18 protein-coding genes and 3 pseudogenes are annotated in these 15800 nt (G+C 48.7%); 15 read left to right on the forward strand and 6 right to left on the reverse strand.

Annotated elements, in window-relative coordinates:
- The first annotated feature begins 9 nt into the window (after window positions 1-9).
- A pseudogene (gene fabI, locus JCM12539_RS08310) lies at window positions 10-764 on the forward strand (enoyl-ACP reductase FabI).
- A 29-nt stretch (window positions 765-793) separates the two neighbouring features.
- A complete protein-coding gene (locus tag JCM12539_RS08315; RefSeq protein WP_054650647.1) occupies window positions 794-1513 on the forward strand; it encodes an acyl-ACP thioesterase domain-containing protein in 720 nt (239 codons plus the stop codon).
- Window positions 1514-1718: 205 nt separating this feature from the next.
- On the opposite strand, the gene JCM12539_RS08320 is transcribed toward JCM12539_RS08315, so the two are convergent.
- Complete coding sequence (locus tag JCM12539_RS08320) at window positions 1719-2282, reverse strand: DNA-3-methyladenine glycosylase I (protein ID WP_054650649.1); 564 nt, start codon at window positions 2280-2282, stop codon at window positions 1719-1721.
- 157 nt (window positions 2283-2439) lie between these two features.
- Between JCM12539_RS08320 and JCM12539_RS08325 the strand changes: the two genes are divergently transcribed.
- From JCM12539_RS08325 to rsgA, 5 genes and pseudogenes are all read left to right on the forward strand, one after another.
- Window positions 2440-3327: an ABC transporter ATP-binding protein gene (locus JCM12539_RS08325; RefSeq protein ID WP_054650651.1), complete on the forward strand. Its 888-nt coding sequence runs from the start codon at window positions 2440-2442 to the stop codon at window positions 3325-3327.
- Between the two features lie 102 nt (window positions 3328-3429).
- Window positions 3430-4086, forward strand: a complete 657-nt coding sequence (locus JCM12539_RS08330; protein ID WP_263849777.1) for an ABC transporter permease — start codon at window positions 3430-3432, stop codon at window positions 4084-4086.
- A 115-nt stretch (window positions 4087-4201) separates the two neighbouring features.
- Window positions 4202-5201: pseudogene (locus JCM12539_RS08335) on the forward strand (sensor histidine kinase).
- The gene (locus JCM12539_RS08340; protein ID WP_054650652.1) at window positions 5198-5803 is read left to right on the forward strand and encodes a response regulator transcription factor; all 606 of its coding nucleotides are present in this window, start codon (window positions 5198-5200) and stop codon (window positions 5801-5803) included. The pseudogene JCM12539_RS08335 and the gene JCM12539_RS08340 overlap by 4 nt, the downstream one beginning before the upstream one ends.
- Window positions 5804-6206: 403 nt before the next feature.
- Window positions 6207-7199 carry a ribosome small subunit-dependent GTPase A gene (gene rsgA, locus JCM12539_RS08345; protein WP_162204091.1) on the forward strand — a complete coding sequence of 331 codons (993 nt, stop codon included), beginning with the start codon at window positions 6207-6209 and terminating at the stop codon, window positions 7197-7199.
- Window positions 7200-7595: 396 nt separating this feature from the next.
- On the opposite strand, the gene JCM12539_RS08350 is transcribed toward rsgA, so the two are convergent.
- Both JCM12539_RS08350 and JCM12539_RS08355 read right to left on the reverse strand, forming a co-directional pair.
- Window positions 7596-8390 (reverse strand): hypothetical protein, encoded by a 795-nt coding sequence (locus tag JCM12539_RS08350; protein WP_054650656.1) that lies wholly within the window; start codon window positions 8388-8390, stop codon window positions 7596-7598.
- 62 nt (window positions 8391-8452) lie between these two features.
- On the reverse strand, window positions 8453-8902 hold the full coding sequence (locus JCM12539_RS08355; RefSeq protein ID WP_054650658.1) for an Rrf2 family transcriptional regulator: 450 nt from the start codon (window positions 8900-8902) through the stop codon (window positions 8453-8455).
- Between the two features lie 141 nt (window positions 8903-9043).
- Here JCM12539_RS08355 and JCM12539_RS08360 point away from each other — a divergent pair, with 141 nt between their 5' ends.
- From JCM12539_RS08360 to JCM12539_RS15235, 6 genes and pseudogenes are all read left to right on the forward strand, one after another.
- Window positions 9044-9979 (forward strand): ATP-binding cassette domain-containing protein, encoded by a 936-nt coding sequence (locus JCM12539_RS08360; RefSeq protein WP_054650660.1) that lies wholly within the window; start codon window positions 9044-9046, stop codon window positions 9977-9979.
- 1 nt (window position 9980) lies between these two features.
- A pseudogene (locus JCM12539_RS08365) lies at window positions 9981-11503 on the forward strand (ABC transporter permease/substrate-binding protein).
- A 44-nt stretch (window positions 11504-11547) separates the two neighbouring features.
- Window positions 11548-12177, forward strand: coding sequence for a hypothetical protein (locus JCM12539_RS08370; RefSeq protein WP_054650662.1), 630 nt, complete (start codon window positions 11548-11550; stop codon window positions 12175-12177).
- 103 nt (window positions 12178-12280) lie between these two features.
- A complete protein-coding gene (locus JCM12539_RS08375; protein ID WP_054650664.1) occupies window positions 12281-13240 on the forward strand; it encodes a zinc-binding dehydrogenase in 960 nt (319 codons plus the stop codon).
- 18 nt (window positions 13241-13258) lie between these two features.
- Window positions 13259-13450: a PPC domain-containing DNA-binding protein gene (locus JCM12539_RS14155; RefSeq protein WP_054650666.1), complete on the forward strand. Its 192-nt coding sequence runs from the start codon at window positions 13259-13261 to the stop codon at window positions 13448-13450.
- Window positions 13378-13692, forward strand: a complete 315-nt coding sequence (locus JCM12539_RS15235; protein WP_225350311.1) for a PPC domain-containing DNA-binding protein — start codon at window positions 13378-13380, stop codon at window positions 13690-13692. The genes JCM12539_RS14155 and JCM12539_RS15235 overlap by 73 nt, the downstream gene beginning before the upstream one ends.
- A 107-nt stretch (window positions 13693-13799) precedes the next feature.
- On the opposite strand, the gene JCM12539_RS08390 is transcribed toward JCM12539_RS15235, so the two are convergent.
- Window positions 13800-14123: an ArsR/SmtB family transcription factor gene (locus JCM12539_RS08390; protein WP_420835972.1), complete on the reverse strand. Its 324-nt coding sequence runs from the start codon at window positions 14121-14123 to the stop codon at window positions 13800-13802.
- 55 nt (window positions 14124-14178) lie between these two features.
- On the opposite strand from JCM12539_RS08390, the gene JCM12539_RS08395 reads away from it, so the two are divergent.
- Both JCM12539_RS08395 and JCM12539_RS14755 read left to right on the forward strand, forming a co-directional pair.
- Window positions 14179-14685 (forward strand): cadmium resistance transporter, encoded by a 507-nt coding sequence (locus tag JCM12539_RS08395; protein ID WP_082405425.1) that lies wholly within the window; start codon window positions 14179-14181, stop codon window positions 14683-14685.
- Window positions 14618-14785 carry a cadmium resistance transporter gene (locus JCM12539_RS14755; protein WP_263849778.1) on the forward strand — a complete coding sequence of 56 codons (168 nt, stop codon included), beginning with the start codon at window positions 14618-14620 and terminating at the stop codon, window positions 14783-14785. The genes JCM12539_RS08395 and JCM12539_RS14755 overlap by 68 nt, the downstream gene beginning before the upstream one ends.
- A 295-nt stretch (window positions 14786-15080) precedes the next feature.
- On the opposite strand, the gene JCM12539_RS08400 is transcribed toward JCM12539_RS14755, so the two are convergent.
- Both JCM12539_RS08400 and JCM12539_RS13225 read right to left on the reverse strand, forming a co-directional pair.
- Window positions 15081-15452 (reverse strand): hypothetical protein, encoded by a 372-nt coding sequence (locus tag JCM12539_RS08400; RefSeq protein WP_156302145.1) that lies wholly within the window; start codon window positions 15450-15452, stop codon window positions 15081-15083.
- Window positions 15440-15625 (reverse strand): helix-turn-helix transcriptional regulator, encoded by a 186-nt coding sequence (locus JCM12539_RS13225; RefSeq protein WP_162204093.1) that lies wholly within the window; start codon window positions 15623-15625, stop codon window positions 15440-15442. Before JCM12539_RS13225 ends, JCM12539_RS08400 begins: the two co-directional genes overlap by 13 nt.
- Window positions 15626-15800: the final 175 nt, after the last annotated feature.

The following is a 15800-nucleotide window of genomic DNA, read 5'->3' on the forward strand; positions in this document are numbered from 1 at the left end:
AGGAAAGTAATGGATATTTTAAACGGTAAGACCGTCATCGTGATGGGGGTCGCCAACAAGAACAGTATCGCGTGGGGATGTGCGCAGGCCATTATGGCTAGTGGCGGCAAAGTCGTCCTCACGTACCAAAACGACCGTCTGCGCAAAAGCCTACTCCGTTTTGTTGACCCGGATCAGCCCATGGTGCAATGCGACGTGGCCGATGAGGCAACATTGACGCGGCCTTCACTAGTATTCGTGAGCAATATGGTCCCGTCGACGGCCTCGTCCACGCAATTGCGTACGCCGATAAGGAAAGTTTGGAAAACGATGTCCTGCAAATCAGCAAGGCGGGGTACAACCTGGCTCAGGACATCAGTGCGTACTCGTTTTTGGCGGTCACGCGCAGCGCGGTGCGGCTTTTCCCCGAACTCCGTAGCGTGTTAACCCTGACCTACTTTGGGTCTACGCACGTGATTCCGAACTACAACATAATGGGGGTGGCCAAAGCCGCGTTGGAGGCCAACGTCCGTTATACCGCTAAGGAATTGGGCCCGCAGCACGTGCGGGTCAACGCCATTTCCGCGGGTGCGATCAAGACTTTGGCCGTCACCGGGGTTAAGAATCACGGTTCACTACTGAAGATGTCCCGTGAGGCCACGGTGGACGGCGAGTCGGTGACCCAGGAAGAAATCGGCAATACGGCGGCATTATTGCTCAGTGATATGTCCTCCGGTGTGACCGGTGATATTATTTACGTCGACAAGGGCGTGCACTTGATGTAGTATGCTGGCAGGTAGTATGGGGGACAATGATGGACGCAAAGGAACTCGGACAGTTTGTGGTGCCAACGGACGTCACTCCCGAGCGGCTGCCGGGTGTACTTGTTCAAGCGTGCTTGGATTTGATGGATCAGCGGCAGCGCTCATTGACAACTGACGGGGTGCTCCTGACGTGGATTGTATTGCAGTACGCCATCAACTTTGACCAGCCCGTTGTTCCCGGTATGACGCTGAATCTTTCCGGGTTGCCGTATCGGCGTGACCACCACGTTAGTTTACGAACGGTCTACGTGACGGACCAGCAACAACAGCGGGTCGTGACCATCCGGAGTGTTTGGGGTCTGCTCAACCAGTCGTCCCGCACGTTGACGCGTTTGGATGATGCCGCTCTGGGGTTGCCAGAAGGATTGCCGATTAGGCGTGTAGATCGCCTGCACTTCCCGCGGATTACCACCGCAATTGGTATTACGCGGCCGGTCGGGCTACGTCCGGACGATATTGACCATAATCAGCATCTGCACAATACCCGCTACTTTGATTTGGCGATGGGGATGTTGCCACCAGAACAATTTCAGTTGTATTGGTGTGAGCAGATTGACATCCGTTTTCGCCGCGAGATTGTTGCGGGCGACCAGCCGCGTATCATGACTGGTCGTGCAGATAGTACGGTGGTGGTGCAGCGCTTCTGCGTGGACGATAATAATGTGGCGGAGTTGGTCACGCGTTGGCGCCGACGTGATGGCAATGCGTAATACAGGCACAAAAAAAATTCTGACTTTAGGTAGTCAGAATTTTTTGCGTTACCGTGGAAATTTTGGCTGTTTGGGAGTTCACTGACTCGGCGGAGTGATGACTTCCCACGTACCTTTGAATTGCCGTGGGTGGTGGTACGGCGTGCCTTTGTCTAGCTAGTATTCCTAAGGAAGCTGACAGAATTAACCTTAATTTTTTTTGGAATTACTCACTTAGGTGGTTAATGGTACAACCAGCCATGTGGTCATCCAAGATACCGAGGGCTTCGAGAAACGATTGAATAATCGTGGGACCCACAAAGCGGAATCCAGCCTGCTTGAGGTCCTTACTGACACGTTCGGCGAGCGCGGTTTGCGCTGGTAGTTCCGCTTGGGTAGCGTACCGGTGGACGATGGGGTGGTTGTCCACGTAATGCCATAGCCAAGCGTTTAGTGTCCGGCCGTCGCTATGCCAAGCCTGAATAACGCGGGCGTTATTGATGGCGGCGTTAATCTTCAGCCGGTTGCGCACGATGCCGGCGTCGGCGCGCAGACGTTCGACGTCGCGGTCGTCGTAAGCCGCAACTTTGTCGACATCGAAATTATCAAAGGCACGCCGGAAATTAGTACGCTTATTGAGAATGGTTTGCCAGCTTAACCCGGCCTGCATGGATTCTAGGGTTAGTAGTTCAAAGGTTTCCCGTTCATCGGTGGTGGGTACACCCCACTCGTAGTCGTGGTAGTGTGTCATTAACGGGTTGGTATCGGTTGCCCAGTCACAGCGTGGCATGTAGTCAACTTCTTTCTTTATGGTGTTGGCCTTTAGTGTACACCAGGTGGTTATCGTTAGACATATTTTTAATGACATTTGTCATACGTAATTGATGACAATCGTGACTATTGCTGCCGTCTGAAAGTGCGTATTCTATGGGTATGGAGGCGAGCAAATGGCAAAGGCAATCAAGGTACAAAATTTATCGTTTAGTTACGGCGACTACCCAGTGTTGAATAATTTGAGTTTCGACGTTGACGCGGGTGCGATTATCGGTCTGATTGGTGTTAATGGCGCGGGTAAGACCACGCTCCTTAAACTATTACAGGGCGAACTAGCGGGAAACGGTGCAATTACAGTTCTAGGTCAGCACCAGGGTGACCCGCAAATCTATGCTGGGATTGGGGCAATGCCGCAGGGAGATTTACGGTTGCCTGGGGTAACGGTGAAGGAGTTACTGAATAATTTGCGCGCCGGTTATCCCCAGCAGGCCAATGTGGACCAGTTACTAGCGGACAATGGCCTAGCGACTTTGAGTAACCGCCGTATTAATCGATTATCGGGAGGGCAACTTCGGCGCGTGACGTTTTTATCGGCACTGGTGGGTAAACCACAACTGTTGTTTTTAGACGAGCCAACGGTGGGAATGGATGTGGACGCACGTGACCACTTATGGCGAAAGTTAGAACAAATGCGGCAGACGGGGGTGACAATTATCATTACTAGTCATTATTTGGAGGAGTTACAGGATGTTGCTGATCAACTGTTAATTTTGCAAGCTGGGCAAATCAGATTTCAGGGTAGCTTTGCAGAGTTACAGGCACAATACGTACAGACCAGAATACGATTTACGGGCACGATGACTGCTGGACAACTCAAAGGAGTGCCTGGAGTTCAATCCGTGCGGCGTTCTGGCGCGTACTGGGAGGTTATCAGTACGGACGGGGATGCCACATTGTCGGCTTTGGTCCACCATTTTGGGCAACTGAGTGGCCTGACAGTCGCCAAAGAGTCATTGTCCTCAATATTTAGCACGATGATACAAACGGAGGTGGTAGAATGAAAACCTATGCTAACCAGTTCGCTTTTGACATACGGAGAGAAGTATTACGCAACCTACCATTTTTATTTTTTTTCGGTGTTGATGCCCGCAGGATTCTACATATTGTTTACCAAAATAATGGCTAGTGGCACGCGGGCGGAACAAGCACTACTAGCCGGCAATTATATGGGCAGCATGGTGGTTTATAGTTTGCTCATCAGTGCTTTCTTTGGTCTCGCCGCGCTAGTTCAGCGGGATCGGCGTAGTGGTTATTTGGAGCGATTGCGGCAGACGCCAGTTGGATTGCGGCCATACTATTGTTCGATTGCGTTGTGCTTTTTGATTATGACAATTCTGTCGACCAGCATAATGTTGGGGTTGGCAGTGGGACTCAACCACGTTAGTTTAGGTATCGACCAAGTACTATTGATTATGGTGGTGGCCTTAGTGGGTGAATTGCCGCTCTTGGTTATTGGGGTGTTGATTAGTCGGATTCACCGCGAGGAAACCCTTAGTGTGGTCAGTAACATATTAACGTTTCCGATTGCCATTATTAGTGGCCTGTGGTGGCCGTTGACAATGCTACCTCACTGGCTCCAGGTCATCGGAAAGCTTTTGCCCACGTATCGCTTGGACCAATTACTAAATGATATTGTCGTCAAGCAGCCCTTGCCGGGTTATGATTGGAGCATAGTTATTGGTTGGTTGTTAATTGTGGCTGCTTTGTTGGCAGTGCAAAAAGTATTGATAGGGCGGTGGCAGTTGGGTGTTACAGAATAGTAAGTGGCGGCAACGTTTTTCAACCATCGAGTGGGTCAGCTATATTTGGCTTATTTACGTTCCGTTTAATTTATTGACATACTTACCGGCTAAGAACTGGGATGATTATTTCTGGATGGCGTTGGGTGCAGCCTTTGTGGCAATTTATATTGCCGTTGTTGAATTTCCCCGGTACCGGGTGCTGACAATTCCGGCAGAATTGTTGATTTGCGCCGTTTTTTTCACTGGTGGCAATAAACAACTACATGATTATTTTTCCAGCCTGGCAAGTGCCTTTTATCCTGGCGCAGACGGTTCGCGGACGGCGCCAGGCACGCTGGTTTTTCCTGGTGTATGAGTCAATTGTGGTGGCCAGTTTTATTCGTGATGGGCTGGCAACCCCGGGTTATCTGGACTGGCATAGTGGGGACATAGTGGGTGCATTTTTTTTCCCCTGGTATCACCATGGCTGGCGTACTTTTTTTGCTCGAGAGGTATTTGCTGGCCGTAAGGTGCGTCAGGCCAACCGGCGTTTGGAGGCAGTCGTGCAGCGGGATGAGCGTGAACGCATTGCCCGTGACCTACACGATACGTTGGGTCAGAGTTTCTCGATGATTACCGTGAAGACTGAGTTGGCCCGTAAATTATTGTCCAAGTATCCTGAACAAGTTGCGGCTGAACTGACAGACATCGAGGCGACTAGTCGTGATAATTTACAGCTGGTGCGGACGATCGTGAATGATTTGCACCAGCAATCGTTGAGTGAGGTGCTAGTTACGCAAAGTCAGACCCTGGATGCGGCTGGTGTCAGTCTAATGACCTTTGGTGAGTCACTATCTGTGCAGTGGCCAACAGTGGTCCAGTCGGAGTTGGCGCCCGTTGTTCAGGAAGCACTGACCAATGTGGTTCGGCATGCACGTGCTTGCAAAGTCACCGTGGGTTTTATACGCGGCAGGGACGGGTATGAAGTGACCATTCAAGATGATGGTGAGGGACACGAATTTCACCGTCCGGGCAGTAATGGCCTTGCTGGCATGCACGACCGGATGGTTGCAGTTGGTGGTAGTTTTGATATCCGGACAAACCGCGTTGGCACCATTGTCACGTTAAGATTGCCTCAGGGGGTGAGCGAGTGATTTCAGTCTATTTGGCGGAAGACCAAAGCATGTTAAATTCAGCGTTAACTAAGTTGCTGAATCTCGAGGATGATCTCCAGGTGGTGGGCTCGGCTCTGGATGGTGCTACTGCGTTGAACGATATTTTACGACTAAAGCCAAACGTGGCCGTCCTGGATATCGAAATGCCTCAAAGTACCGGGTTGGACGTTGCGGCGGAACTTAACCGGGTCCAGCCGGAAACCAGGGTAATTATTCTGACCACTTTTGCGCAGAAGTCGTACTTTGAACGTGCCGTTGCAGCCTCCGTTGCTGGATATTTGCTGAAGGATAGTCCTAGTGACCAGCTGGTGGCAACCATTCGCGACGTGGTGCACGGACTAACACGCTTTGATCCGGAGCTCGTTATTAACATGGTTTCGGTTGCCCATAATCCTTTAACCGCTCGGGAACAATCGGTGTTAGTAGATTCTGTTGCCGGAGGGACTACCCACGACATCGCCACCAGGATGCACCTATCGGACGGCACCGTGCGCAACTATTTGTCGGCCATCTTTAGCAAGCTGGGTGTGCACAGCCGACTTGAGGCGATTAGCGTGGCTCAGGACAATAAGTGGATATAGTGGCGGGGGTAGTTGGTGGCCTTAATCGCTGTGAGCGCGGGTTAGAACTAACGATTTCCCATTCATTTTCAAAATAAAACATTAGATTGTGCGGCGATGTCAATTTATGAGGATTACTAATACTGATCGTGTTCGTAATTGCCGGCCGGCGGTTTAGCAGCCCCATGCAATTTGTAGCGATTAATTGTGCCGCAACGTTATTTTTGCTAAACTGCAGATATCGGTGCAGGAAGTGCCGGATGAAAGGATAAACATTTATGTTGAGCATTGTTACAGGCGTTGGCCAGGCACTGGAGGACTACCACGCTTAGTCCTCTCGCTTTGAAGAGGATCAAAAATTGAAATTAACTGAATATGGTAATACTAGTACCAAAACGTTGTGGCCGGTCTCACGCTAGCCCGTGTGACTGCGCTGAATCATCAGCAGTACACGATAGTCACGGACGCAGGTCAGTTTAGTGCGCAGGTAGCCGGCCGGATGCTCAACTTTGCGGTTGGGCCAGAGGATTTCCCGACGGTGGGCGACTGGGTACAAGTACGTTTACCAGATACGCCATTAGATTTGGCGACCATTGAGCGCCTGAACGTGCGCAATACCGTCTTTTTACGCAAAGGTGCGGGCCGCGGACACGAGGCCCAGCTCGTTGCCGCGAATGTTGATTGGCTCCTGCTATGTATGTCGTTAGACGGCAACTTTAACTTGCGCCGTCTCGAACGGTACCTGGCCGTGGCCGCGGCCTCTGGGGCGCAAGCCGCGGTCGTGCTAACCAAGGCCGACTTGGCGCAGGAGCTACCAGCTCAAGAATTAGCGGTGCAATACATTATCGGTACTGCACCGTTAATTGTCTGTGATGCGAGCCGGCAAGACGGTGTGGCCGCGTTGGCAGAGTTTATGCAGTCTGGATTAACGTATGCCTTTCTTGGCTCCTCAGGGGTGGGCAAGTCCACCCTCATTAACCAATTGTCGGGAGAGCAAACCCAGTCTACGCAGGCAGTCCGGACCAAAGATGCACACGGAAGGCATACCACCACCTCGCGTCAATTATTGCGACTCGGCAACGGGAGTTTGGTTATTGATACTCCGGGGATGCGTGAGTTGGGATTAGTCGAGGCCGATGTTGACGCAACCTTTAGTGACGTGTTGGCATTCGCTGCGGGGTGCCGTTTTAGCGATTGTACTCATCAGCAGGAACCGGGATGTGCCGTTCGACAAGCAGTTGCGAATGGCCATCTAGACGCAGGCCGTTTAACGGGTTATCTGCAGCTCAGGGCAGAACAGGCTGAAAATGTAGCTTTGCGTGGGAAGACCCGCGAGAATGCAAAAATTGACCGGATGTTTGGTAGTAAGAAGCAAATGAAGGCGATGATGAAAGTCGCCCGGCGTAAACGCCGCTAGAATATGGGGCCCATTCCGTGATTTGCGGAGTGGGCTTTTTGACTGGAGTGCAAAAAAAAGCCCCCGCACAAGGCGGGGACTTTGATGAAGCCATACCAGTAATAACTGGTAGACGTTGAAATTACAGCTTCTGGTGGTAACAAGGCGAAACTTGTCAATCTGATTCAATACAAATCCAGACATGTCAAGGTATTCAAGGAAAACTTCTTGATGGAGTACTGTGAAAATCGGCTTGGATTGATAATTTCTGCAACAGCGTGCAACATTTGAGCTGACCCGTAAATACTGGTGAATAAATCGTGCATGTACCTATTGTGCGATTTTTTTGGTGGCTAGATATTGAACCAATGTTGCTTAGCACCGCGACTATATAGAGTTAAGTCTAAGTCTGATGAGTTAAGAGAAGAATTTTCCAATGAATCCACCGACCAAGCCACCAATGATTAGGTTTGCTATCCAAAAGAGGATTTTCCCCCAGGTGGACTCATTGGCACAATTATAGATTCCTAGTGGAATATTTCCATATCTATCCTGAAAGCTAGATTTTGTCTTTAACTCGTTATCGATGGCTCTGGTCAGAAACTTGTCGAACAGATTGACCTTTCCGGCACAGGAGAAGCTTAATCTGACAAAATCGTGATTGTTGAATGCATCGGCTTCGTCTTTTCCAGACATGAAATCTTTTACGTGTATGTCGTTGTGATCCATCAACGATTTAATATGTGGATCACCAATGTAGCTTTTGCCGTAATACTTCCGGAAAAGGATAGCCAAATCTAATTTGCTTTGATCTGGAATGATTGCGGGGACCTGGCCTAAGACTCGATACCTTTTCTCTAGGGCCTTGAACCCAAAGTTCGAATCGCGCATATTCCAGTGAATCCAAATCTTGTCTGTGTGGCCCTGAACAAAGGTAAAGAAGTCATCTAGCATCCTGCGTTCAACTTCCTTATATTTTTCGAAAATATCTTCCGTTTGAATTTGCATCAATTCAGCCGCTTTATGTACCGCAAAGAGGTCAGTTTGACCGCTTGATGGCGACTTTACAGCAATCGCGGTAATCCGCGGCGTTGCACCATTGGTATCGAAAAAGCTTTCGCAGGAATAATGAATAATCAGATACCTGTCCTTGTGTTTTTCGAAATCGTGAAATATTTTACCTGCTTCGCGGTGATCTAGGAATCTTGACATACGGTCCTCGTTTTCGTTTGTTGAATGAAATTATCATTTTCTCAGGGGGGTAAATACGCTGTCTATGCAGAGGCAGCCTGTGCCTTCTTAACCTTATCAGCAGTTAGAAGCCGATCAATAACGTCTTGCATCGTGTGTCGGTCGAGCTCCATTAACGCAGCGGTTTCCGCCTCATGATAAATTCCGGTTAGGACATCTTGAATGTTAGCACCAACTATGCAAAGCGGATTGGTTTCCTTATCGAGTGCGAAAAGTGGGGTGTGTCCTTCCGTCAGTAGGTAAACGTCTAACAACGTAATTTCATCGGGTGATTTTGCGAAAATTGGGTTATGTGTTTCGGCGTCAGTTGTCACGACGCCAGCTTCTTTTAATGTTCCAATCAGACGCCGGACGACAACTGGTGAAGTGTTAATGCTGGTTGCAATCACGGCGCTAGTAATATGAATGTTCTGATACACCGAGATGAATGCCAACAGGTGGATGGTGTCGCTGAACTTAGTTGAAACTCGCATGTGAATACCTCCGTAACTTTTGTGGTTACAATAATTCTAGCATATTTTCTGGAATTCGAGGGTAATTTCTAGAAAAACCTAGCCCTTATTGAGAAGCTGCCATTATAGTGAGTCTATTCCGAAACAAAAGAGGTAACCATGATGATTCAGTTTCAGCAAGTTTTCAAAAAATATCAAGAGGCAGCTGCATTGACTGACATCAGTCTGTCAATCGCAAGTCATGAGCTATTCGTGCTGGTGGGGCCCAGCGGAAGTGGTAAAACGACATTATTGAAAATGATCAACAGATTAAATACACCCACAAGCGGCAAGGTCTTGATTGATGATCTTGATGTCATGGCGGTGCCCGACGTTCGAGAATTTCGTCGCGGGATCGGCTATGTTCTGCAAGCTGGCGCACTATTTCCAAACATGACGGTAGCAGAGAATGCCTCAATCCAACTGGCAGCACAAAACGTCCCACAAGATAGGCGGGATGCGCGTGTTCGCGAGTTACTGAATGCCGTCGGTTTAGCATCTGACAAGTTCATGAATAGGATGCCTAATGAGTTATCTGGTGGTGAAGCGCAACGTGTGGGTATCGTTCGTGCGTTAGCAGCTGAACCGAATATCGTTTTGATGGACGAGCCATTTAGCGCACTTGATCCGTTGTCGCGTCGTCAACTGCAAGATTTAGTCGTGAAGTTACACAAGCAATTTAACACCACCATCATTTTTGTTACGCATGACATGGACGAGGCATTGAGGTTAGCCGACCGTCTGGCGGTGATCCACGACGGCAAGCTGCAACAAGTTGGAACGCCAGATGAGATTCTTGCAACGCCTGCAAATCAATTCGTTGCGGAATTTTTCGCTAACGCGGGCCGTCAATCCCAATACGTTAAATCAGTGTTACCTGCGGGATTCGGACAGCCGGCGACAGGTTCAGCGCTAGTATCGCTTCCGGAAACGGCGATGCTTTCAGACTGGGCAGCACTGTTGCAGCAATCACCAACTGCAACGGTTGGTATTGGTGATATGCAGCTTGCTCCAGCAGACTTGATTGCGTATCTTGCTCAAACTCGGGGGGTGCAATGAGATGCAGGACTTAACTAACTATTTGAGCAAAAATGGTGGCGAAATTCTCAATGCTTTATGGCAACATATCGCAATTTCAGTTGTTGCTACCGTGATAACCGTATTGATTGCACTCCCGTTGGCGATTGTGTTGATCGATCACCGGCGTGCTGGTGAGGCTGTGTTGCAAGTTGCAAGTGTGATTCAAACGATTCCGAGTCTTGCAATCTTAGGATTACTCATTCCGTTGGTCGGCATCGGGACGATTCCAGCCATAATTGCGCTTGTCTTATATGCCATCATGCCGGTATTTTCCAATGCGTATGCAGGGTTGACCAACATTGATCCCTTACTAGTCGAAGCAGCAGATGCGTTTGGCGTATCAAGACGATACAAGCTATTCAAGATTCAGTTGCCACTTGCAATGCCTATGATTCTGACTGGTCTGCGCATTGCCGTGGTGATGGTGATTGGGACGGCAACATTGGCCGCTTTGATCGGAGGCGGTGGTCTCGGGACCTACATTTTGCTTGGTATTCAGACGAATAATAATAGTGCTCTATTCGTGGGCGCCATTCTGGCAGCGGTATTGGCTCTGGCCGCCAGTGCCTAATCAAATTTTTGGCTCAAACGAATTTGAAACACGTCATAGTTGGCTTAATTGTGGTTTTGGCTGTGGGTTTCGGGTATGCAGGAGTTCGCGCTTGGCAGAACGCTCAACACCAGACCGTCACGATTGCTGGTAAAATGGGTGGTGAGCCAGAAATCCTCATCAATATGTATAAAGAATTGATTGAAAAGGATAATGCAAGGGTCACCGTTGATCTTAAACCGAACTTTGGTGGGACGAGCTTCCTGTTCAAAGGCTTGCGTAGTGGCAAAATCGATATTTATCCTGAATTTACGGGAACAGTATTGCAGTCGCTGGTCAAGACTAACCAAAGCGTTCCTCATCAGCCGACACGGGCGTACTCACTTGCCAAGAAGCTGCTGTCAGAACAGTATGCGATGACCTTGCTGACACCAATGCAGTACCAAAATGGCTACATGATGACAGTGCGAGCTGCTGATGCTAAGAAATATCACTTGAAATCCATTGCTGATTTGAAGCAAGTTCCGCAATTTAGGGCAGCGTTTGATCCTGACTTTTACCAACAATCTGATGGCTATCCTGGTTTGAAGAATGCATACGGCTTGACCTTCAATTCGGTACGGACGATGGAACCGGCGTTACGTTATGAAGCGCTGGCCAAAGGTAAAATCGATGTCACAGATGGCTATACCACTGATCCACAAATCAAGCAGTATCATCTGACCATGTTGACAGACACGCAGCAGTTCTTCCCACCGTACCAAGGGGCGCCGCTGATGAATACAAAGTTTGCCAAAGCCCATCCGGAAATTGTTAAGAGCCTCAATCGGTTGGCTGGTAAGGTGACGACTAGTGAAATGCAGGAAATGAATTATCAAGTGACGGTTAAACATGAAAAAGCTGCCACAGTCGCGCATCGGTTCTTAGTCACGCATCATTTGCTCAAAGATTAGTGACGGCTATCTAGGGGTTCGTTTTGAAAGCGAGGTAAGTTAAAATGCGTCATGGTACTGATCAATTTATTGACTTAGCAGCTGACCGATTAACCTTAGTGGATGTCCAGGCAATGGTAGCCGAACTTGATGGCAGTCAAGGGTTGAAAGTGACCAAGAATCCAGCCGTTGAGGCCTTTGATGAGCCCACTTTCGCAAAGCTAACCGACACAAATTTTCATAACGGGACAATCAAGGTGAAAGTGCTAGGTCAGCTATTACCTGATGCCCCTGAATATGCGCGAGGCTTCATCGGCGTGGCGTTTCGAATCAATGAAAGTAACACGCAGTTTGAGGCTTTCTACATTCGGCCCACTAATGCGAGATCTGAGGATCAGATGAGACGAAACCGCGTAGTTCAATATATTTCGTTTCCCGATTACAAGTTTGACCGTTTAAGAGTTGAATCGCCTGGCGTGTATGAGGCGTATGCGGATATTGGACTTGATGAGTGGATTGACTTGACGATTGAAGTATTGGATGATCATGCCCAACTATATGTCAATCATGCTTCACAGCCCACCCTAGTCGTGAAGGATCTTAAGAACGGAGCGACCAACGGTGGGGCAATTGGCCTGTGGGTGGATGTGGGCACAGCGGGCTATTTCGAGGATCTGCAAATCATCCCGCGCTAGAATGTGCTTGGTATCCTCCACGTGAGAGTTACTGGCCAGCAAAACGTTCGCAGCGTTCATGAATGTTCAAATGCGTAGGAAAGCGCTGAAAGGAAGACGACAAATGAAAGCAGTTATTGTGAAGCATCCTGGTGGCCCAGAAGTGTTGGAATATACCGAAGTGCCAATGCCTATCGTTCGCCCTGGCTGGACTAGGGTTAAAGTACATGGGTTTGGGATCAACCATTCGGAAATTTTTACGCGCGAAGGCAAGTCTCCGTCTGTAAAATTTCCACGGATTCTCGGGATTGAGGTTGTCGGTACTGTCGATGCAACTAGCGCCCCTGAGCGATTCACAGTAGGGCAAACGGTGGTTTCGTTGATGGGCGAAATGGGCCGCGCTTATGACGGCAGTTACGCGGACTATGTCCTATTGCCTAATGCACAGGTGTATCCTGTTACCACGGAATTAGATTGGGAACAACTGGCGGCGATTCCAGAAACCTTCTATACGGCGTTTGGTATTTATCAGAGTCTGCGTCTGCAAGCTGGTGATCACGTCTTAATTCGTGCGGCAACTAGTGGTGTCGGTGTCGCCATTTTGAAATTGATGAAAGCGTCAGGAATCGACTTAACGATCACTGGTACCACTCGCTCTGATCGTAAAGATGACGCACTCAAGGCACTGGGAATCGACACGATTTTACACACACCGGATGCGACCCACTTGCCTGATGACGCCGGAGAGTTCGATAAAATCGTTGATATGATCGGGCCGGCTGCCGTTCGCGATTCGTTGGCACACGCTGCTGAATGGGGTGTGGTCAGCTCTACTGGACAGCTTGGTGGCGTCTGGGCACTAGATGAGTTCGACCCAATTATGGATATTCCGAATAATCGTTATTTGACCGGTTTTTACTCCGGCGATGTCGATGCGCAGCGTGTACAGGATTTGTTCGATTTCATTGCCAAGCATCACGTAGACGTTACGCCAGAGAAAATTTTCACCTTAGCCCAAACCCGTGAGGCCCACGAGTACCTTGCAACTGCCGCCGGTCTAGGAAAAGTAGTCGTGTTACCATAGCGAAAGGAAGTACCGAATATGCAGTACAAGCAACTTGGGCAAACCCTATACTTACGTGTGGATAAGGGCGAAGAGATTCTCACTCAGATTCTCAAAGTGTGTGCAGATGCGGGCGTAAGTCTGCCACTTTTAGTGGCATCGGTGCCTGCCAAGCAGCGGTACTATCCACGTATCTGCCAGATAGGAATGACTTCACTGATCACCACTTAAGCGGAATGCTTGAGCTGGTGTCGTTGAGTGGAAATATCACATTCGATGGTGGGGCTCTGCATCAGCACGCGCACGCTACGCTTTCTGAACTTGGGCGAGATGGTGAGCCACATGTAATAGCGGGACACTTAACCAGCGCAACTGTGATGTACACTGGGGAGATCACGATTCAGCCTGTTGTAGGTGTAATTCCACGAAAGTTCGACGATAATGTCGGAATCACAGTGTGGAATTTAGACTAGTGCAGCTCAAAAATGAGACCTGCCACGGTGAGCGTGGTAGATCTCATTTTTTTTTGCTTATCGTATGTTGAGGTGTTTTTGTGGTTAATTATTTCGGACGTTCAGCACTACTGGTCGTGTCGCTTGCCGCGCAGTACATGATCTGCATGGGCTAGTGTTTCATCCACCACATCGAGAATATGAGGATCATCAAGGCGGTAGTACATTGCCTTACCCTCGCGACGAGCATTCACTAGTTGATAATCGCGTAGCGCTGCCAGCTGATGAGATACAACTGACTGTGAAACGCCCAAAGCAGTCATGATTTCAGAGACGTTGAGTTCTTGATTTTCAAGCAAATGTAGCAACCGTAGACGCGTTGGATTACTTAGCAACTTGAAAATCCGAATAGATTCCTCAATATGTTCTGCATCAATTATATGGTTTTCCAAGACAAGTCCTCCTACATATGTTATAGTCAACATACGACGTCGGAAGGAGCTGTTTGTGTATGTTGAAAACTATTATAACTGGCGTAACTGCTACATTTCTACCAGTCTTGACTATCTTCTTATTTTGATGATGATTTTCGGATCCGTCAAGCCTCATCAGCGGCGCCTGGTTTACTGGGGCGATTTATTAGGTACTGGGATTCTAGTTGCCACTAGCTTGTTCATTGCCCTTGTGTTGCGCTTGGTCCCAGCAGAGTGGGTACTAGGGTTATTAGGCCTAATTCCTGTCTTGATGGGGATTAAGCTCGTGCTAGCGGGTGAGCATGATGATGATAGCGTGGTGGCAAGCCGCTTCAAACCGGCTAACATCATTTCTAGTGTGGCACTGATAACTGTCGCGACTTGCGGTGCCGATAATATTGGCGTGTACGTACCCTTGTTTGCTTCTCAGACTATCTATGCGACGGGGATTACGTTGGTGACATTTTTTTGTTATGTTGACTCTGGTTTGTTGGCTTGGGGCTCAGCTAGGTCGCTTGCCGTTCGTGGCTCGCATACTTGAGAGTACAGGGCGTTGGCTTACAGCTGCCGTATATGTCGGGATAGGTGTTTATATATTACTGGAAAATGGAACAATTACGCATATCTTCGGACTAGCGTAACGAAACGTGTGAAAGTAGATGTATGAGACGTGTCGAGCGGGATGAGAATATAGTCACCGCAAGGCCCGCATAGGGCGCATATTATGGACCAGAAGTAGATGATTGGTCACATGTGAGTGTGAGACAATCTGCAGGGAATTGCGATATCGACGCGCAGATCACACAGATCTAGTGATAGAGCCTTTTGTTTTCACGGAAGAGGCCTGAGTCACGGTGAAATCTGTTCAGAGTAACTTGGTATTGTAGAAGAGGCCTCTTCCGATCAGTCGGATAGGCCTCTTCTTTCATCTTGTGACTAATGATCTGAGTGAAACGACTTGATTTCTTGAATCTGTTTATATAGTTTGTCGATTTCTTTCACTGGTAAATCTCGGTAGCGCGATTGTTTCACTATCTGTCGATCGTTCCTGTCAGTGTCTGGTACCCCATCCTCATCAACGGGTGTGTAGGGCTCAAAATATTTGAATATTTCTGTCAGTTCATCGGCAAGATGATCAATCTGACGCGGGGAGAAATCCTGCATTTTCCACATCAGTTGCTCTAAGCGCTCCAGTTTAGGAAGGTATTCCTCTATTCTATCAAGCGTGGTATCGATCCGATCAAGAATTGCGGTCGTGTTGTGAATCTCCTGTTCAGTAGGCGAACCCAGCAGGTCTACTGGTGCCACATTAAAAAAAACCGGGCGATGCGATCCAACGTGTCAAAGCTCGGATTGCGCTTGTTTTGCTCGATCTTTGAAATGGTATCACGTTGAACCTCCGCCACGTTTGCTAGATCTTCTTGCGTGACGTGGTGCCGTTCTCTGAGTCGTTTAATGTTTCGCCCAATATTTTCAATCATAAGATTCACCTCGACACTCATCATATTATGTGAGCAATCTGCATGCAAGGTTTCAGTCCTACTGTTTCTCAATCTGTCGGGCTAAGTCAATAATTTACCGGCGACAGAACTTGCTATGCTTGAGTTACAGGTGAAACGCAGCCTGATTTTTGAGAAAAACGTGTCGCAGCAGGTA

It is taken from the genome of Lacticaseibacillus pantheris DSM 15945 = JCM 12539 = NBRC 106106 (assembly GCF_001311175.1).
Lineage (GTDB): Bacteria > Bacillota > Bacilli > Lactobacillales > Lactobacillaceae > Lacticaseibacillus > Lacticaseibacillus pantheris.